Source organism: Streptomyces sp. NPDC001339, assembly GCF_042895955.1.
Classification (GTDB): Bacteria; Actinomycetota; Actinomycetes; order Streptomycetales; family Streptomycetaceae; genus Streptomyces.
The window spans coordinates 25,625-43,895 of record NZ_JBIAWT010000011.1 but is presented as its reverse complement, the minus strand read 5'-3'; the positions used below and the strand labels follow the sequence as shown (position 1 = coordinate 43,895).

Annotated in this window: 13 protein-coding genes and 1 other RNA gene; 2 read left to right on the top strand and 12 right to left on the bottom strand. The window is 72.5% G+C overall.

Annotated elements, in window-relative coordinates:
• Positions 1 to 340: 340 nt before the first annotated feature.
• From ACFY12_RS28340 to ACFY12_RS28325, 4 genes are all read right to left on the bottom strand, one after another.
• A complete protein-coding gene (locus tag ACFY12_RS28340; protein WP_390718933.1) occupies positions 341 to 2,788 on the bottom strand; it encodes a HelD family protein in 2,448 nt (815 codons plus the stop codon).
• A gap of 177 nt (positions 2,789 to 2,965) precedes the next feature.
• Entirely contained in the window at positions 2,966 to 3,706 is a 741-nt protein-coding gene (locus ACFY12_RS28335; RefSeq protein ID WP_390718749.1) for a CGNR zinc finger domain-containing protein, read from the bottom strand.
• Positions 3,707 to 3,855: 149 nt separating this feature from the next.
• The gene (locus ACFY12_RS28330; protein ID WP_390718748.1) at positions 3,856 to 5,079 is read right to left on the bottom strand and encodes a uroporphyrinogen-III synthase; all 1,224 of its coding nucleotides are present in this window, start codon (positions 5,077 to 5,079) and stop codon (positions 3,856 to 3,858) included.
• A 358-nt stretch (positions 5,080 to 5,437) separates the two neighbouring features.
• Positions 5,438 to 6,970 (bottom strand): nitrate/nitrite transporter, encoded by a 1,533-nt coding sequence (locus tag ACFY12_RS28325; protein WP_390718747.1) that lies wholly within the window; start codon positions 6,968 to 6,970, stop codon positions 5,438 to 5,440.
• Positions 6,971 to 7,318: 348 nt separating this feature from the next.
• Between ACFY12_RS28325 and ACFY12_RS28320 the strand changes: the two genes are divergently transcribed.
• Positions 7,319 to 9,679 carry an asparagine synthase-related protein gene (locus tag ACFY12_RS28320; protein ID WP_390718746.1) on the top strand — a complete coding sequence of 787 codons (2,361 nt, stop codon included), beginning with the start codon at positions 7,319 to 7,321 and terminating at the stop codon, positions 9,677 to 9,679.
• A 61-nt stretch (positions 9,680 to 9,740) separates the two neighbouring features.
• On the opposite strand, the gene ssrA is transcribed toward ACFY12_RS28320, so the two are convergent.
• From ssrA to ftsE, 5 genes are all read right to left on the bottom strand, one after another.
• Positions 9,741 to 10,111, bottom strand: a transfer-messenger RNA (tmRNA) gene (gene ssrA / locus ACFY12_RS28315).
• A 135-nt stretch (positions 10,112 to 10,246) separates the two neighbouring features.
• Positions 10,247 to 10,753, bottom strand: coding sequence for an SsrA-binding protein SmpB (gene smpB, locus ACFY12_RS28310; RefSeq protein WP_390718745.1), 507 nt, complete (start codon positions 10,751 to 10,753; stop codon positions 10,247 to 10,249).
• A gap of 18 nt (positions 10,754 to 10,771) precedes the next feature.
• The gene (locus ACFY12_RS28305; protein WP_390718744.1) at positions 10,772 to 11,989 is read right to left on the bottom strand and encodes a S41 family peptidase; all 1,218 of its coding nucleotides are present in this window, start codon (positions 11,987 to 11,989) and stop codon (positions 10,772 to 10,774) included.
• 67 nt (positions 11,990 to 12,056) lie between these two features.
• Entirely contained in the window at positions 12,057 to 12,968 is a 912-nt protein-coding gene (gene ftsX, locus ACFY12_RS28300) for a permease-like cell division protein FtsX (RefSeq protein ID WP_390718743.1), read from the bottom strand.
• A gap of 32 nt (positions 12,969 to 13,000) precedes the next feature.
• Positions 13,001 to 13,690 (bottom strand): cell division ATP-binding protein FtsE, encoded by a 690-nt coding sequence (gene ftsE / locus ACFY12_RS28295; RefSeq protein ID WP_066931945.1) that lies wholly within the window; start codon positions 13,688 to 13,690, stop codon positions 13,001 to 13,003.
• 262 nt (positions 13,691 to 13,952) lie between these two features.
• Between ftsE and ACFY12_RS28290 the strand changes: the two genes are divergently transcribed.
• Positions 13,953 to 14,147 carry a hypothetical protein gene (locus tag ACFY12_RS28290; protein ID WP_066931513.1) on the top strand — a complete coding sequence of 65 codons (195 nt, stop codon included), beginning with the start codon at positions 13,953 to 13,955 and terminating at the stop codon, positions 14,145 to 14,147.
• Between the two features lie 201 nt (positions 14,148 to 14,348).
• On the opposite strand, the gene ACFY12_RS28285 is transcribed toward ACFY12_RS28290, so the two are convergent.
• The 3 genes from ACFY12_RS28285 to ACFY12_RS28275 form a co-directional block, all read right to left on the bottom strand.
• Entirely contained in the window at positions 14,349 to 15,302 is a 954-nt protein-coding gene (locus tag ACFY12_RS28285; protein WP_390718742.1) for a hypothetical protein, read from the bottom strand.
• A 357-nt stretch (positions 15,303 to 15,659) separates the two neighbouring features.
• Positions 15,660 to 16,766 (bottom strand): peptide chain release factor 2, encoded by a 1,107-nt coding sequence (gene prfB / locus ACFY12_RS28280; RefSeq protein ID WP_390718741.1) that lies wholly within the window; start codon positions 16,764 to 16,766, stop codon positions 15,660 to 15,662.
• Positions 16,767 to 16,909: 143 nt separating this feature from the next.
• The gene (locus tag ACFY12_RS28275) at positions 16,910 to 18,235 is read right to left on the bottom strand and encodes a serine/threonine-protein kinase (RefSeq protein ID WP_390718740.1); all 1,326 of its coding nucleotides are present in this window, start codon (positions 18,233 to 18,235) and stop codon (positions 16,910 to 16,912) included.
• Positions 18,236 to 18,271: the final 36 nt, after the last annotated feature.

Sequence of the window (18,271 nt, the reverse complement as noted above, 5' to 3'; positions counted from 1 at the left end):
GGGTGCGTGCAGCACGAGGGTGCGGGACAGTGCAGCGCATCGGCGCAGCGAAGAGGTCCACGTCACCCGGTGACGTGGACCTCTTGTGTGCTCAATGGCACCGACCCGCCATGCTCGCCTCGCGGCAAGTGGTCGCTCGTAGCGACGATGGTTGGGCCCGGGGGCTTGGATCGAGCCGGTGCCGTCACCCAGGCTAACAAACCGTCCCCGGAAGCGAATCCCGTCCGTCCAGGCGGTTTTCCGGGCCACCCCGCGCCGGCGGTCCGCCCAGGGGCCGTCCGATGCGTCAGGCCCTGCGCCCGGGCCTGGTCCGGGCCCTGGGCCCGGGCCTAGTCCAGGCCTAGTCCCGCAGCAGGTCAGGAACCCCCGCCGCGTCCGGTTCGTCCCGTTCGGCGGAGAGCACCGTCAGCTGCTGGGTGGCCCGGGTCAGCGCCACGTAGAGCACCCGCAGCCCGGCCGGGGACTCGTCGGCGATCTCCGCGGGCGAGACCACCACCGTGGCGTCGTACTCCAGCCCCTTGGCCTCCAGGGAGCCCAGCGCCACCACCCGGTCGCCGAGCGGGGCGAGCCAGCGGCGGGCCTGCTCACGGCGGTTCATGGCCACGACCACGCCGACCGTGCCGTCCACCTCGTCCAGCAGGCGCTCGGCCTCGGCGACCACGGCCCGGGCCAGCGCCGCACCGTCGCCCGCGGGCGCGCCGCGGCCCGAAGAATCCGCATCGCCGTCCACGGCGAGCGCGAAGCGCGGCTCCAGGCCCGTCGAGCGCACGGCCTTCGGCGCCGGCATCCCGGGCATCGCCAGCGCGAGCACCCTGGCGGACAGCTCGGCGATCTCCGCGGGGTTGCGGTAGTTCACGGTGAGCGTGAAGCGGCGGCGCGGACGGGTGCCGAGCGCCTCGTCGCGGGCGAGCGCCGCCTCGTCCGGGTCGGACCACGACGACTGCGCCGGGTCGCCGACGACGGTCCAGGTGGCGTGCCGGCCGCGGCGGCCGACCATCCGCCATTGCATCGGCGTCAGGTCCTGCGCCTCGTCGACGATGACGTGGGCGTAGTCGGTGCGCTCCTCCTCCAGGCGTTCGCGCCGGCCGCGGCCGCCGCCGTTGCGGTCCGCGTAGGTCGTCAGCTCCTCCAGACCGGTGAGCTGGTCGAGCGGGTCGGCCTCGCGCGGGCGGGGCGGGCGCATCGGCGCGCCGAGGATCAGCTGCAGTTCGTCCAGCAGCGCGACGTCGTGCACCGACAGCGCTCCCCGGGCCGCCTGTGCTCCCGGGGCTCCCTGGGCCCTCTGTGCTCCCGGGGATCCCTGTGCTCCCGCGGCTCCCTGGCCGTCGCGCGTCAACCGTCCCAGGGAGCGGGCCAGTTGGCGCACCTCGCGCGGGTTGAGGATCCGCCGCGCCCAGCGGCTCAGCAGCCGCTCGTCGGCCATCGCGGCCAGGACGCCACGGGGGGTCAGCTCGGGCCACCAGGCGTCCAGGAACTCCTGGAACTCCGGCTCGGTGGTGAGGTCCTCGTCGAAGCCCTGGCGGGCCTCGGCGGCCAGTTCGGGGTCGGTGTAGCGGCGGGCGGCGCCGGACCTGGCCCACAGGGCGTCCAGGATCAGCCGGCGGGCGCGCGGGCGCAGCAGGTTGACCGGGGCGGTGCCGCCGAGCGCCGCCTGGCGGATCGAGCGCAGCCCGTCGGCGTCCAGTTCGAGGCGGCCGCCGAAGGCGACGACCCGCAGCCGCTCCGGGGGCGTCCCCAGCTCCAGCGCGCCGCGGGCGGCCTTGCGCAGCAGCTTCTGCATCCGCGAGGAGCCCTTGATACGGGAGACCGCCGGCGGGTCGTACGCGGTCGCCTCGGCGCCGTCCACCAGCGAGCCCAGCGCGCGGATGGCGACCTGGCCCTCCTCGCCGAGCGACGGCAGCACACCCTCGGTGTACGCGACCAGCAGCGGCGTCGGGGAGACGATCAGGATGCCGCCCGCGTAGCGGCGCCGGTCCTGGTAGAGGAGGTAGGCGGCGCGGTGCAGGGCGACCGCGGTCTTGCCCGTACCGGGCCCGCCCTCGACCTCGGTGACGGAGGCGGCGGGGGCCCGGATCACCTTGTCCTGCTCGGCCTGGATGGAGGCGACGATGTCCCGCATGGTGTGGCTGCGGGCCCGGCCGAGCGCCGCCATCAGCGCGCCGTCGCCGACCGCGGGAAGCTCCTCGCCGTTCAGCGTCGCGGTGACCTCGGGGCGCATCAGATCGTCCTCGACGCCGAGGACCTTACGGCCCTTGGAGCGGATGACGCGACGGCGTACGACCCGGCCGGGGGCGACCGGGGTGGCGCGGTAGAAGGGCGCGGCGGCCGGCGCGCGCCAGTCGATGACCAGCGGCGAGTAGTCCGCGTCGAGGACGCCGAGGCGGCCGATGTGCAGCGTCTCGGCGATCGCGGCGCGGTTGTTCTCGATGGCACCGTCGGCGGGCTCGACGGAGGTGTACGCGCCGTCCGGGCCCTTCTTGCCGTCCTTGCCGAGGAGCAGATCGATCCGGCCGAAGAGGAAGTCCTCGTACTCGGAGTTCAGCCGGTGGAGGTGGACACCGGCCTGGAAGACCTGGGCGTCCCGCTCGGCGAGCGCGCCGGGCGTGCCGACCTGGCCGCGCTTGGCGGCGTCGTCCATGAGGAACTCCGCCTCGTGGATCTTCTCCTCGAGGCGCCGGTAGACGCGGTCCAGGTGCGTCTGCTCGGCGTCGATCTCACGGTCGCGAACGGAATCCGGCGCGTCGTCCGGTGCGTGGTCCGACATGTCGTCCGGCGTGTGGTCCGGCATGTGGTCCGGTGCGTGCGTGGCGTTGTGCGCGGCCACCCAGGCCCCCTTCTGCTGTGCGTAGGGCAGCCGTCAACCGTACGCGAACCGGGCACCGTGCGCACCTGGCGAGAGGGATAAATCTGGGCGGATCCGAGCGGATCCGATCGGATATCGATGCACACCCTTACTTCGGATGACTCAGACCTTTCCCCTTCGGCCTCTGGGCCTTCCCCTTCGGCCTCTTTCTCCGACCTCTTTCCCTCGGTTCTCTCCGACCTCTTTCCCGCGGTTCCCTTCGACCTCTTTCCCGCGGTTCCCTTCGACCTCTTTCCTGCGGTTCTCTCCGGCCTCTTTCCCGCGGTTCCCTTCGACCTCTTTCCTGCGGTGCCGCGCCACCCGCTCCCGGTTACCGCAGACCTCGCTGGAGCACCAACGGCGGCGCCGGCCGCGCGAGGTGTCCAGATAGACCAGCCGGCAGCCCTCGCCCGCGCACTCCCGCAGCTGCCCGCGCGCGCCCGCATCGGTCAGCAGCCCGACCGCGTCCCGGGCCACCGCGGCCAGCAGCCCGGCGCAGTCGGGCGGGCGGGAGAGCGTACGGGCCAGGGTGCCGTCGGCGGTGCGCACCACGCGCGGGGCGGGCGGCTGCCCGGCCGCGGCGGCGGAGTTGAGCCGCGCCAGGTCGGCATCGGCCGCCCGGCCCCGCAGCTCGTCGCGCACCACCCGGGACAGCAGGTCGCGCAGCGCCCGGAAGCGGACGACCCAGCGGCCGTCGACGCCGTCCAGCGGCACGCCCCGCGGCACCAGTCCCGCGCCGGCCAGCCAGGCCGCCAACTGCCCGGGGCCGGTGAGACGTTCGTCGGGCGCACCGCCGGCCGTGGCCACCAGGTCCAGGCAGATCCGCCCGCAGTCGAACCGCAGGCCGTAGGGCGGCGCCGTCATGTGCCTGTCACCCCTTAGGAACAACCGGACCTCGGGAACCGGGCGCGTGTCCTTCCAGGGTGCCCGGCGCGGGGCGGGCCGGAAACCCTCCGGAGCCGGAACCTGAACCGGCCCCCTCTCTACGAGTCCCTACGAGTCCCTATGAGTCCCTACGAGGCGCCGCCGTACTTGTCGGTGTCCGCGTGGGGATCCAGGGACAGCCGGTACCCGCGCTTGACGACCGTCTGGATCAGTTTGGGCGCGCCCAGCGCCACCCGCAGCCGGGCCATCGCGGTCTCCACCGCGTGCTCGTCCCGGCCCGCGCCCGGCAGCACCCGCAGCAGGTCGGCGCGGGAGACCACCCAGCCGGGGCGGCGGGCCAGTGAGCGCAGCAGCGCCATCCCGGCGGGCGGCACCGGCCGCAGCTCGGCGTCCACCACGACGGCGTGCCCTCGGATCTCCAGCCACCGGCCGGCCACCGGCAACGGCCGCACCCGGCCCGGGAGTTCCCGGCACAGCAGCTGTACCAGCGGCCCGAGCCGGAAGCGTTCCGGCTGGAGCGTGGGCACGTCCTCGGCCTGGAGCGGCAGCGCGGTGACCGGGCCCACGCACACCGGCAGCACCTCGGTGCGCAGCGCGCGCAGCAGCTCGTCCCGGATGCCGCGCTCGGCCGCCCGGCGGAGCAGCGAGGCGGCGGCCGGGGCGCTGGTGAAGGTCACCGCGTCCAGGCCGCCCGAGGTCACCGCGTCCAGGAGCCGGTCGACCGGGCCGATGTCCTCCGGCGGCATCCAGCGGTACACGGGGACACCGACGACCTCCGCGCCGCCGGCCCGCAGCGCCTCCACGAACCCCGGCAGCGGCTCGCCGTGCAACTGGACCGCCACCCGGCGCCCGGCCACGCCCTCGGCCAGCAGCCGGTCCAGCACCTCGGCCATCGACTCGGAGGCCGGTGACCACTTCTCGGTCAGCCCGGCGGCCCGGATCGCACCGCGCACCTTGGGCCCGCGCGCCAGCAGTTCCACACCGGCCAGCCGGGCCAGCAGCGCTTCGCCGAGCCCCCAGCCCTCCGCGGCCTCGATCCAGCCGCGGAAGCCGATGGCGGTGGTGGCGACGACGATGTCGGGGGCGTGGCCGATCAGGTCCCGGGTCACGGCGAGCAGCTCGGTGTCGTCCGACAGCGGGACGATGCGCAGCGCGGGCGCGTGCAGCACCTGGGCGCCGCGCCGTTCCAGCAGCGCGCCCAGTTCCTCCGCCCGACGGGCCGCGGTCACGCCGACGGTGAAACCGTCCAGCGGCCGTACGGCCGGTCCCGGTCCCCCTCCCGGATCCGTTCCCGGCCTCGTTCCCGGCTCCGTCCGCTCCTTCTCGCCGTGTTCCCGCTGCTGATGGTGCATGGTGGTCCCGCTCCGCCCAGAGTGGTCGTACTGCTTCCGCGCCCGGCCGCCGCGGCCCGCGCGACACGGGTGCCAGGGTGCACAGGCTGCCAACGGCACGTGACAGGCCCGGTTCTCCAGTGTTTCCCCACGGTAACGGCGGGCGCCGCACACCCCGGGGTGCCCCCCGGGGTGCCCCGGGGCAGGCCTCACGCCTTCGTGCGGCAGCCCTCTCGCCTCGGTGCGCCGGGCCTCACCCCTCGCGCGGCAGGCTTCACGCCTCCGTGCGGCGGGCCTCACGCCTCGCGCGGCACCGTGCGGCGGGCCTCACGCCTCGCGCGGCACCGTGCGGCGGGCCTCACGCCTCGCGCGGCAGGCCCTACACCTCCGCGTAGACCTGGCGCCGCTCCCCGTCCGTACCCGGCGCGCCCAGGCCCGCCGCGCCGCCGGTTCCGGCCACCGCGCTCCGCGCCGTACGCCGCTCGCGCGCCACCGGGCGAAGGTATACGGCCCAGGTCACCGCGCCGCACACCGCGTAGCAGAACAGGAAGGCGACGAAGGCGGGGGTTCCGGATCCGGCCGTCAGGAACGACTGCCGGAAGGCGAGGTTGATGGCCAGCCCGCCGAGCGCGCCCACCGCTCCGATCAGACCCATCGCCGCGCCCGACAGCCGCCGCCCGTACGCCGCGGCCGTCTCCCCCGTCAGCCCGCGGCGTACCGCCTGGGCATGGAAGATCCCCGGGATCATCTTGTACGTGGAGCCGTTGCCGAGCCCGGTCAGCACGAACAGCGCGATGAACCCGGTGAGGAACACCGGCAGCGACCTCATCGCCGACGCGTAGATCACCAGGCCGGTGGCCAGCCCCATCGCCGCGAAGTTGCCCAGGGTGATCCGGGCGCCGCCGAACCGGTCGGCCAGCCGCCCGCCGACCGGCCGGATCAGCGAGCCCAGCAGCGGCCCGATGAAGGTCAGCGAGGCCGCCTGGAGGGGCGTACGGGCGAACTGGCTCTGCAGCACCAGGCCGAAGGCGAAGCTGTAGCCGATGAACGACCCGAACGTGCCGATGTACAGCAGCGCCATCACCCAGGTGTGCGGCTGCCGGGCGGCGTCCAGGGCCGCCCCGGTGTCGTTGGTGACCGGCGCGAGGTTGTCCATGAACAGCGCCGCGAGCACCGCCGCCAGCACGATCAGCGGCACATAGACGGCCAGCACAAGCCGGGGATGAGCGGCCCCCGCCGTCCCGATGACCAGCAGTCCCAGCAGCTGGATCACCGGCACCCCGATGTTGCCGCCGCCGGCGTTCAGCCCCAGCGCCCACCCCTTCTTCCTCAGCGGATAGAAGGAGTTGATGTTCGTCATCGACGAGGCGAAGTTCCCGCCGCCGACGCCCGCCAGCATCGAGACGACCATGAACGTGGTGTACGAGGTGCCCGGCTCCATCACCAGCGCGGCCACCCCGGTCGGCACCAGCAGCATCAGCGCGCTGATCACCGTCCAGTTGCGGCCGCCGACCAGCGCCACCGCGAAGGTGTACGGGACCCGGAGCACCGCGCCCACCAGCGTGGGCATCGCCACCAGGAAGAACTTCCCGGCCGGGTCGATCCCGTACTCCGGCCCCATGAACAGGACCATCACGGACCACAGGCTCCAGACGGAGAAGCCGATGTGCTCGGAGAGCACGGAGAACACCAGGTTCCGCCGGGCCACCCGCTCTCCGGTCTCCTGCCAGAACGTCTCGTCCTCCGGGTCCCAGTGCTCGATCCAGCGGCCTCCGCGCCGTGGCCGGCCGTCGGTACGGGGGGAGGTAGGGCCCTCGCCGCGGGTGGCGGTACGGGTGTCGCTGCCGGAGTGGGTACGGGTGTCGCCGGGACTGTCGCTTCGGGTGCCTGCCGCGGCCTGCTCGGGCGTCATCGCGCCTCCCAGGGAGTCGGGTCGTCTGCCCCGAAGCTAGGGACGGCGGGTTTCGGTCCCGTGGCGGGAAGTCACCGCTGCGAAACCTTGCGCTCACGGGGCGCGCGGCCGATGCGTGAGCGAGGGCGGGCACACCGGCGTACGCACCGCGCTGGGACACGCCGATGCGCCGCCCCATACGCTCCTGAAATCACCCGTTCGGGGCAATGCCAGTCCGCCGTGAACCTGTCAGCATCGGCGGGGCCTCCGCCCGGCAACTCCCGCCCCGCCCCAGCCCGGTCGGCGCCTTGTCCTGCCTGTCCCGCCTGTCCCGCCTGTCCCGCACACCGAGTGGAGCCCTCCCCCACCGTGGATTTCCTCGTCCTCCCCGACCACCCCGCGTCCGACGCCCTCCTCCGCTGCCTGCCGGCGAGCCCGTCCCGTCACGTGTTCCGCCACCCCTCGGGCCGCCCCTGGATCGTGGGCCACTGGTCCCCCGACGAGGTACTGACCGCCGAGGCCGGGCCGCGCCGCATCGCACTGCTCGGCACCGCCTCCGCGACCCCGGACACCCTGACCCGGCTGCTGCACGGACCGGGCCACCTCGACGGCATCGGCGAACGCGCCCGCCGCATCCCCGGCAGCCACTTCGTGCTGAGCGCCGTCGACGGCGACCTGCGCTGCCAGGGCGACCTCGCGACCGTCCGGCAGCTCCACCACGCCCGGATCGGCGGGGTCACCGTCGCCGGCAACCGCCCCCAGGACCTGGCGGCGCTCGCCCGCGGAGCCGCCCTCGCCGGACTGCCGCTCGGCACCCCCGGCATCGGCTTCATCGACGAGGAATCACTGGCGCTGCGCCTGCTGTTCCCCTTCCCCCCGCTCCCCCTCACCCTGCGCCCGCTGTGGCATTCGGTCCCCGCCGTCCCACCAGGTCACCACCTCACCCTGTATGCCAACGGGCGGCACTCCCTTGCCCGTTGGTGGCAACCACCGGAGCCGGAGGTCCCTCTGGAGCAGGCCGCGCAGACCGTCCGTCAGGCCCTGGCCGACGCGGTGGCGGCCCGCGCCGGACGCGCACGGCGACAGGCGGCAGCAGCCGGCGGCGACGAGGCCGACGGGAGTGGCGGGACCGGCGGGACCGGCGGGGGCAAGGACCGCGGCACGCTGAGCGTCGGCCTCTCCCCGCACACCGCCGCCACCGGCCTGTGCTTCCTCGCCGCCCGGGAGGACGTCCGGCTGATCGCCACCTCCTGGGCACACCGCGCCCCGGCCGGCGACGCCGCCACAGCATGGACCGACGGCACGCTGTGGACCGACCGCACCGCGGCGCTCCTGCGCGCCCCGGAACGCCCGCACGCACGCGACACCGAAGTCAACGCCACGGGCACCCGCGGACGCGCACGGAACGGCGGGAGCGACAGGTACGGCAGGGACGGTACGAACGGCAGGATCAACAGCAACGGCAGGATCAGCGGCAACGGCAAGACCAGCAGCAACGGCGCAGGCCCGGGCAACAGCAGGAGACAGCGCACGTACAGGGGCAAGGGCAGGGCCGAGGAGCCCTCCGGGCCGCCGCACAGCAGCGTGACGCACCTGTCCCTCCCGTACGCCGACGCCCCCACCTGGTACGCCCCGCCCCCGCACCCCGTCCACACCCTCCAGCCCGTTCACACCAGCCCCGCCGCCCCGCTCGCCGCCTTCCGTGAGGCGGCCCGGCTGCTCCACCGGTCCCGGCTGGTCGCCGAACACGGCTCGCGGCTGCATCTCGACGGTGCCGGCGGCGACGCGCTGTTCGACCACCGCACGGTGGCCCTCAACTCCCTTGCCCGCAGGGATCCGCGGGCCGCCGCCCGGCGCGCCTGGACCGCCCATCACCTGTGTGGATGGACGGCCCCCGACACCCTGCGCACGCTCCTCGGCGGCCGGCCGTACTCCCGCTGGCTGGCCGGCGGCGCCCGTCGCCTGTCCGCCGGTGCCGGCCCGCGGAAGACCGGCGCCGACTGGGAGACCGTTCCGGGCATGCCGCCCTGGGCGCACCCGGACGCCGTCGCCACCGTCCGCCGGCTGCTGCGCGAAGCCGCCGCCGAACAGCCCGAGCCGTTCGGGCCGTTGCGCTCCCAGCACGAGACCGTCCGCGCCGCCATCCGCGCCGGGGAGACCGTCCGCGGCGTCGCCGCTCTCACCGCCCCGTACGGCGTCGGCTACGAAGCGCCGTTCCTGGACGATGCCGTCATCGAGGCGGCGCTCACCCTGCACCTCGCCGACCGCACCCGGCCCGGCGTCCACCAGCCCCTGCTGACCCGCGCCCTGCGCGGCATCGTCCCCGACGGCGTCCTGGGCCGCGGCCCCCGGAACGCCCCCACTCCCGGGCCCGCCACCGGCCCCCGCACCGGCCCCTTCACCGACCCCCGCGCCTGGATCCGCACCAAGGTCCACGCCGGGACCCGCTCGCGGACGCACTCCCTGATCCACTCCGAGATCCACGCCGAGATCCACGCCGACCCGCGTGCCCACCGCGACGACCTCTCCGTCCTCTCCGCCCTCTGCGACGACTCCCTCCTCGCCGACCGCGGCCTGATCCGCCCCGACCTGCTCCGGCACCACCTGACGTCTCGCCGACCGCACCCCCACACCCCGCTCGCCCTGGCCCCGACCCTCGCCACCGAGTACTGGCTCCGCGCTCTCGCACCCGACGACGTCCCCACCCCGTCCGTCCGTCACCATCGGTGAACAAAAAGCAGCGCCCCCGCGAGATTCTCGCGAGGGCGCTGCTTTACATGGGATGAGTGATGAGTGGAGATGGCGGGAATCGAACCCGCGTCCAACGGTGCGGAACCAGGGCTTCTCCGTGTGCAGTCCGCTGCGATTTTCTCAGCCCCGGAGATCACGCGGACAAGTCTCCGACGGGCTCAGTCACTGTTTGGTGTCTCCGCTGGGCCCCGTGACCGGGCTCAGTGGATAAGACCCCTAGCTGATGCCAGGATCCGGGTCGGGATCATCCCCGGGCTGACACTTCGCAGGTCGCTACTTAGGCAGCGAGGGCGAAGGAATCGCGCTTGGTGTTGGCGATTATTGGTTTCGGCATATGGTTTACGAGATCATTGCCGCTTCCTCGACACGCTTCCCCTGCTTCGACATCCGCTGTCGAAACCGATCATCCCCATGTTGATTTATCAATGTGGTGCACACCCTCCGTGGGGTGCGCAGCTATCGTACGGGAACAACCTGGTCCGGTGCCAGCGTATTCCCGCGCCTCACCCGCAGGTCAGGCCCGCTCCCGTTCAGGCCCGCTCAGATTCAGGCCCGCTGCCGCCGGCGCGCCGCCGAGATCGCCCGGTCCGCCTCGCGGCGGTCCTGCTGCTCGCGGAGCGTCTGCCGCTTGTCGTACTCCTTCTTGCCCTTGGCCAGCGCGATCTCGACCTTCGCCCGGCCGCCCTTGAAGTAGAGCGAGAGGGGCACGATCGTGTGACCCGTCTCCTGGCTCTTGGACTCCAGCTTGTCGATCTCGAAGCGGTGCATCAGCAGCTTCCGCTTCCGCCGGGCCGCGTGGTTCGTCCAGGTGCCCTGGGCGTACTCGGGGATGTGCACGTTGTGCAGCCAGGCCTCGTTTCCGTCTATCTGGACGAAGCCGTCCACCAGCGACGCCCGGCCCTGACGCAGCGACTTGACCTCGGTGCCGGTCAGCACCAGGCCGCACTCGTAGGTGTCCAGGATGTGGTAATCGTGCCGCGCCTTCTTGTGCTGCGCCACGAGCTTGCGCCCGGAGTCCTTGTCCTTGCCCTTTTGCTTGGTCTGCTTGCTCATCGTGCTGCCATTTTCGCACTACGCCCCGGTTCCGAGGCCACTCAATACTTTGCGGGCCCGCTTCTCGGCCTGGCCGTCGACGACCAGGTCGGGGGTGATGCCGGCACCGTCGACGGTCCGCCCGGAAGGGGTGCGGTAGTGGCCGACGGTCAGCTCGGCGACCGAGCCGTCCGGCAGCCGGGTGGGCATCTGCACCGAGCCCTTGCCGAAGGTCGGGGAGCCCACCAGGACCGCCCGGCCGCGGTCCTGCAGGGCTCCGGCCAGCAGCTCGGCGGCGCTCATCGTGCCGCCGTCGACAAGGACGACGAGGGGCAGGCGGGTATTGCCGCCCCGCTCCGCGTACAGGGCGCGCTGGTCGCCGCGTACGTCGTAGGTGGCGACCAGGCCGCCGTCGAGGAAGACCGAGGCGGTGGCCACGGACTCGGCGACCAGGCCGCCGGTGTTGCCGCGCAGGTCGAGCACGAGGCCCTCCGCGCGCAGGGCCCGGCGGACCGCCCGGCGTACCGCGTCACCGGTGCCCTTGGCGAACGAGGCGACCCTGACGCGGGTCGGGCCGCCGGTCCCGGCCGGCCGGCTGACGGTGACGTTCCGGGTGTGCAGCCGGGCGCGGTGCAGGGTGGCGCTCCAGTGACGGGTGCCGCGCCGGAGGTCCAGCCGTACGGTCGTGCCGGGGCCGGCGGACCGGGAGCCGTGCGGGACGCTGCCGCGGAGCCGGGCGACGATGTCGGTGACCGGGCGCCCCTGGGCGGGCAGGCCGTCGATGGCGTGCAGCCGGTCCCCCGCGGCGATTCCGGCCCGTGCGGCGGGGCTGCCGGACTGGACCCGGGACACCTCGATCCGGCCGCCGTCCGCCTGCCGTACCCACAGGCCGACACCGACGTACGTGCCGTCCAACTGCTGCTGGAAGTCCTCGAACTCGCCCGGTGTGTAGACCGTCGACCAGCGGTCGCCGCTGCGGCTGACGACCTCGGCGGCGGCCTGCGCACCGGACTTGCCGTCCGCGAGGGCTTCGGAGGCGGCCCGTTCGACGGTCGCGCGGTCCGCGAGGGCGTGCGGCAGGGGGGCGTGCGCGCCGAGCGCCGCGCGGTCCGGGGCGTTCCGTCCCGCGGCGCCCTCCGCGGCGTCGCCCCATGTGCCGGTGACCGAGCCGGCCGCGAGCACACCGGCGAGGAACAACGTCAGGGCCGCCCCGCGGCGCATGCGGCGGGGCCGGTCGTACGACCACGGGCCCGACATGCCGGTGAGTCTAGGGGACGAAGGGGCGCCGCACGGCGAGTTGCCGTACGGCGCCCCTCGGCGAAGGTCACACCTTCAGGTACTTGCGCAGCGCGAAGAACGCGGCGAGCGCGGGCATCAGCAGACCGATCAGCAGCACCAGCGGGAGCACCGCCACCACCGAGTCCCAGCCGATGAAGTTGATCACCTGGATCTTCTTCGCCAGCCAGTTGTTGACCAGGAGGTACTTGCCGCCGACGATCAGCACACAGGCGAAGGCCGCGCCGAGCAGACCCGCGATGGCGGCCTCCAGGATGAACGGCATCTGGATGTAGAAGCTCGACGCCCCCACCAGCCGCATGATCCCGGTCTCCCGCCGGCGGCTGAACGCCGACACCCGCACGGTGTTGACGATCAGCATCAGCGCGACGACGAGCATCAGCCCCATCACACACAGCGCGGCGATGTTCATGCCGTTGAGGAGGTTGAACAGCGGCTCGACGGTGTCCCGTTGGTCCTGCACCTCCTGCACACCGGGCCGTTCGGAGAACGCCGACTTGATGACCTTGAACTTCGTCGGATCCTTGAGCTTGACGCGGAAGGAGTCCGGCAGCTGGTCGGGGGTCACCAGACCGGCGACCGGCGTACCGCCGAACTGCTCCTTGTAGTGCTTGTAGGCCTGGTCGCTGGACTCGTACGTCACGCTCTGGACGATCGGCAGATTGCTCAGCTCCGCCTTGATGTCGTCCCTCTGCTGCTGGGTGGCCGCACCCTTGGCGCACTGGCCGCCGTTGGCGGAGTCGTTCTTGTTGCAGAAGAAGATGGAGACGTTGACCTTGTCGTACCAGTAGCCCTTCATCGTGCTGACCTGGTCGCGCATCAGCAGCGAGGCGCCGAACAGGCTCAGGGAGAGGGCTACGGAGACGATGACGGCGACCGTCATCGTGAGGTTTCGGCGGAGACCGACGCCGATCTCCGACAGGACGAACTGGGCGCGCATGGCGTCCTTTCAGTGCTGGGGGCCGTACACGCTTAGTGCTGGTAGCCGTACACGCCGCGCGACTGGTCGCGTACGAGCCGGCCCTTCTCGAGTTCCATGACCCGCTTGCGCATCTGGTCGACGATCTGCTGGTCGTGGGTGGCCATGACCACCGTCGTACCGGTCCGGTTGATCCGGTCCAGCAGCTTCATGATGCCGACCGAGGTCTGCGGGTCGAGGTTGCCGGTGGGCTCGTCCGCGATGAGCAGCAGCGGCCGGTTGACGAAGGCCCGCGCGATGGCGACGCGCTGCTGCTCACCACCGGAGAGCTCGCCCGGCATACGGTCCTCCTTGCCCCCGAGACCGACGAGTTCGAGGACCTCGGGGACCGTCTTGCGGATCTGGCCGCGCGGCTTGCCGATGACCTCCAGGGCGAAGGCGACGTTCTGCCCCACGGTCTTGTTCGGGAGCAGCCGGAAGTCCTGGAAGACGGTGCCCACCTGGCGCCGCATCTGCGGGACCTTCCAGTTGGAGAGCTTGCCGAGGTCCTTGCCCAGTACGTGCACATGGCCATGGGAGGCCCGCTCCTCGCGCAGCAGCAGCCGCAGGAAGGTGGACTTGCCGGAGCCCGAGGAGCCCACCAGGAAGACGAACTCGCCGCGCTCGATCTCGAGCGAGACGTCCCGGAGGGCGGGACGGTTCTGCTTCGGGTAGGTCTTGGAGACGTTGTCGAATCGGATCACTGATGCACCACGGTCGACCTGGATAGCGGCACGGGTTGCCGAGTTGCGGCTCCCGTCGGTGTGCGTGACCATACGCGAACCTCGCGGGGCGGTGCAGTGGCCGTCGGGGGTTGGCGCTTTTGCACACGGTTCCGCACACGGACCTACGGGACAAAAGGCCGCACAATTCCGCGGGGCGCGCCGTTCCGTCGTGGAGCTGGCACAGTGGAGGAGGGAACCAATGCGCCTTCCGGTGCGTTGGAGCAGTGAAGAAGGAGGTCGCATGACGTACGACCGACTGGTGTGCGCCAACTGCGCGGCCCCTGTGAGCGAGGGCCGCTGCCCTGTGTGCCGGGCGAGCAGAGAACGGCTCCAGCAGCAGGCCGGCGGCATCTTCGCGCAGCTCAACCCCACGATGCTGCTGGCTTTGATGATCGTCCTGGCCGCGGTCGGGGTGCTGCTCCACCAGGCCGTGTGACGGCACCTGGGCGGGGACGAACGGGACGAGCCCGGCGGGGACGAGCCCCCGCGGAGACGAGTACGCGTACCGGTACGCGCGTCCGGTTACCTCGTGTACAGGAATCGGCGCCGCTGGTAGCGGTGCGTGAACACCGAGGGGCCCGGGACACCAGCAGCGTCCGCCGCTGCGTCCCGGGCCCCTGATGGTGCCGCGTCAGCGTCAGGCCGCTGCCGCGCCGCCGCCGTTCTTGTTGATCAGGCGGGGCAGCATACGGAAGCCCACACCGCCCGCGATCATCGTGGCCGCACCGATGAGCAGGAAGGTGGTGCCGGAGGAACCGGTCTCGGCCAGCTCCCCGCCCTTCGCCTGCTGCTTGGCCTGGCCGGGCGTGTCAGCGATCTGCTCCTTGCCCTTGCCGGGCTGCTCGATCGGCGTGGAGCCCTCGTTGTCGGTGCCGGTGCCGGTGGAGTCGCCGCCGGTGGTGCTGCCACCGGTGCTGCCGCCGCCGGTGGTGCTCCCACCCGTGGTGCTGCCACCGGTGTTGCCGCCACCCGTGGTGCTGCCGCCGGTGGTGCTACCGCCGGACTGGCCACCGTTCTGGCCACCGTTCTGACCACCGGTCTGGCCGCCATTCTGGCCGCCGTCCTGGCCGCCGTTCTGGCCACCGGTGTTCTGACCACCGCTGTTCTGACCGCCGGTGGTCTCACCACCCGTGGTCTGACCGCCGCTGTTCTGACCGCCGGTGGTCTCACCACCGGTGGTCTGACCGCCGCTGTTCTGACCACCCGTGGTCTCGCCACCCGTGGTCTGACCGCCGGTGGTCTCACCGCCCGTCGTCTCACCGCCGGTGGTTTCACCGCCGGTCGTCTCGCCACCGGTGGTCTCACCGATGGTCTCGCCGCCGGTGGTCTCACCACCAGTGGACTCACCGCCGGTGGTCTCACCGCCCGTCGTCTCACCACCGGTGGACTCACCGCCGGTGGACTCACCGCCGGAGCTGCCGCCCTCGCAGAACAGGTGCAGCGGGTCGAGAATGCTGCAGTTCTCACCGGCGCTCTTCGTCTGGCCCGTCTCGGCCGCGGATGCGGCACCGGCCGCGGTGAGCGACGCACCCGCCGCGATCACCGCACCGGCCGCAATACGCGCTACGCGCAGCCGCGTCTTCTTCGTCATGTACTGCTACCCCCAGTAGCTGAACTCGTCATGGGAACACCGCTGTACGGGGCGACGAGCCGATGGGGGTACGCGAGTTCCGGCCCCGCGACTGCGGACAGGCCACTCATCTCCCCGTTCATCCACGCACCCCAGACATGCGCATGCCGCGTTCAGCCTTCCCAGTCGGGACGGCAACGTCAAGGTCGATTAAAGAACCGATGCCCGAATTGCTGCGAGATGCGCGGTACATGGACATACGACTGTGACCAAACCGCCAAAGCGAAAAACAACCGAAAACAACTGCCTCCCCAGGGGAGACAGTTGTTCCAGCGTTCCCGGTGGTCCGCTGTTCCGGTATCAGGGGGGCTGGGGCCGCTACTTCTCCTGCTGCTTGCGCCAGCGGATGCCCGCCTCGAGGAACCCGTCGATGTCGCCGTCCAGCACCGCCTGCGGGTTGCCGACCTCGAACTCGGTCCGCAGGTCCTTGACCATCTGGTAGGGGTGCAGGACGTAGGAACGCATCTGGTTGCCCCAGGAGTTGCCGCCGTCGCCCTTGAGCGCGTCCATCTTCGCCTGCTCCTCCTGGCGGCGGCGCTCGAGGAGCTTCGCCTGGAGGACGTTCATCGCGGTCGCCTTGTTCTGGATCTGCGAGCGCTCGTTCTGACAGGAGACGACGATGCCGGTGGGGATGTGCGTCAGCCGGACCGCGGAGTCGGTGGTGTTGACGCCCTGGCCGCCGGGGCCGGACGAGCGGTACACATCCACCCGCAGATCCGATTCGTCGATCTCGATGTGGTCGGTCTGCTCCACGACGGGCAGCACCTCGACACCGGCGAACGACGTCTGGCGGCGGCCCTGGTTGTCGAACGGCGAGATGCGCACCAGGCGGTGCGTGCCCTGCTCGACGGAGAGGGTGCCGTAGGCGTAGGGGACCTGGACGGCGAAGGTGGTCGACTTGATGCCGGCCTCTTCCGCGTACGAGGTCTCGTACAGCTCGGTCTTGTAGCCGTGCCGCTCGGCCCAGCGCAGGTACATCCGCTGCAGCTTCTCCGCGAAGTCGGCGGCGTCCACCCCGCCGGCCTCGGCGCGGATGTTGACGACCGCCTCACGGGAGTCGTACTCGCCGGAGAGCAGCGTCCGGACCTCCAGCTCCTCCACGGCCTTGCGGACCTCGGCCAGCTCGGCCTCGGCCTCCGCGCGGGTGTCCTCGTCGCCCTCGGCCTCGGCGAGCTCGAAGAGCACCTCGAGGTCGTCGACCCGGCCGCGCAGCTCCTCGGCACGGCGCAGCTGGCCCTGGAGGTAGGACAGCTGGCTGGTGATCTTCTGGGCGTTCTCCGGGTCGTCCCACAGGGACGGCGCCGCCGCTTGCTCCTCAAGCACGGCGATGTCGGCCCTCATCTTGTCGAGGTCCAGGACGGCCTCGATCGACCCCATGGTCGAGGAGAGGGACTTCAGCTCTTCGGATACATCGACGACTGCCACGCACCCAGCCTAACGGCAACCGCCGACAACCTGACCCGCCCCGGCGGCCCGGACCCGCCGGACCGGCCCGGCGCAGCACCACCGGGCCGCCGCCGAGCCGTCACTGGGCCGCCACCGAGCCGTCACCCAGCCGTGCGGAGCCGTTACGGAGCGTCCGGCGCGGGCTGCTCGATACCGGGCCTGACGGGCGTGCCCCCGGCCGGGTCGTCGTCGCCACCACCGGAGGCCAGCCAGCCGCCCAGGCCCGCCGCCACGACCACCGCCGCGGCCGCCGCACCGAGCTTGATCCGGCGGCGGCGCACCGCCTCCGGCGTCGAACGGTGCCGGGCCGAACCCGCCCGGCGCTGCCCGGCGGCGCGCGGGGCGCGGGCCGTGCCGTGCGCGCCGCCCGCCAGCTCGTCCGGGCCCGGGACCCGCATGCTGGTGTGCGTCTCCCGGTTGGAGTCCGGCGCCGCCCCCTGGACCAGCGGGACCGCGCCGCGCGGCGGAGCGTTCTCCCCCGCCGCCGACGGATAGAACGATTCCTCGCGGGCCCCGGCGGCCGCACCGTCCGGCCCGCCCTCCGGCTGTTCGCCGTCCGGCTCGTCGATGTCCAGCGGCGGCATCCCCGCCAGTCCGGGCAGCAGCTCGCGCAGCCGGGCGGCCAGCTCCGGGGCGCGCAGCCGGGAGGCCGGCGCCTTCGCCAGGCACTGCACCAGCAGCTGCCACAGCTCGTCGGGGATGCCGGGCAGCGGCGCCACGCTCTCGGTGACATGGCGGCGCAGCACCGCCCCGGGGTGGCCACCGCCGAACGGCGTGAACCCGGCGAGCATCTCGTACAGGACGGTCGCCAGCGCATAGACGTCCACCGAGGCGCGCGGCGGCAGGCCCTCGATGATCTCCGGGGCGAGGTAGTCGGGGGTGCCGATGACCTTGGCCGAGCGAAGCGAGGTGGAGGGCCCGCCGGCCGGCGGCTGGGGAAGAGGCCGGCGCGGGGAGTCGACGAGCCGGGCGATCCCGAAGTCGGTGAGCAGCGCGGGGTGCGCGCCACCGGGGCCGAGCGGGCCCTGCATGTCCAGCAGGACGTTCTCCGGCTTGACGTCGCGGTGCACGATCCGCGCGGCGTGCGCGGCGGCGAGCCCGTCGGCGACGTCCGCGGCGATCGCGACGGCCGCCTCCGGGGACATCCGGCGCTCGCGCTCCAGCCGGGTGCGCAGGTCGGTGCCGCGTACGAGGTCCATGACCAGCGCCAGGTCGTTGCCGTCGACGACGAGGTCGCGGACGCCGACGACATGCCGGTCCTCCAGGCCCAGCAGCGCGGCCCGCTCCTGTACGAAGCGGCCGACGAGCTCCTGGTCGGAGGCGAGGTCCTCACGCAACAGCTTGATGGCCACGGCCCCCTCGGGGCCCTCGCCCAGCCATACCGTTCCGGCACTGCCCCGCCCCAGGATCTGGTGGGCGGTGTACCGGCTGCCGATCTTCCGTGCCAAGACTGCTCCGACATGTCGGGCCCCCGAGCGTCCTGC

What these genes read in the sequence shown, in the direction of transcription:
- ACFY12_RS28340 (WP_390718933.1), bottom strand. Translation starts at nt 2,788, where the DNA reads ATGCCGGACCACACGCCGGACGACATGTCGGACCACGCACCGGACGAC.
- ACFY12_RS28335 (WP_390718749.1), bottom strand. Translation starts at nt 3,706, where the DNA reads ATGACGGCGCCGCCCTACGGCCTGCGGTTCGACTGCGGGCGGATCTGC.
- ACFY12_RS28330 (WP_390718748.1), bottom strand. Translation starts at nt 5,079, where the DNA reads ATGCACCATCAGCAGCGGGAACACGGCGAGAAGGAGCGGACGGAGCCG.
- ACFY12_RS28325 (WP_390718747.1), bottom strand. Translation starts at nt 6,970, where the DNA reads ATGACGCCCGAGCAGGCCGCGGCAGGCACCCGAAGCGACAGTCCCGGC.
- smpB (WP_390718745.1), bottom strand. Translation starts at nt 10,753, where the DNA reads ATGAGCAAGCAGACCAAGCAAAAGGGCAAGGACAAGGACTCCGGGCGC.
- ACFY12_RS28305 (WP_390718744.1), bottom strand. Translation starts at nt 11,989, where the DNA reads ATGTCGGGCCCGTGGTCGTACGACCGGCCCCGCCGCATGCGCCGCGGG.
- ftsX (WP_390718743.1), bottom strand. Translation starts at nt 12,968, where the DNA reads ATGCGCGCCCAGTTCGTCCTGTCGGAGATCGGCGTCGGTCTCCGCCGA.
- ACFY12_RS28290 (WP_066931513.1), top strand. Translation starts at nt 13,953, where the DNA reads ATGACGTACGACCGACTGGTGTGCGCCAACTGCGCGGCCCCTGTGAGC.
- ACFY12_RS28285 (WP_390718742.1), bottom strand. Translation starts at nt 15,302, where the DNA reads ATGACGAAGAAGACGCGGCTGCGCGTAGCGCGTATTGCGGCCGGTGCG.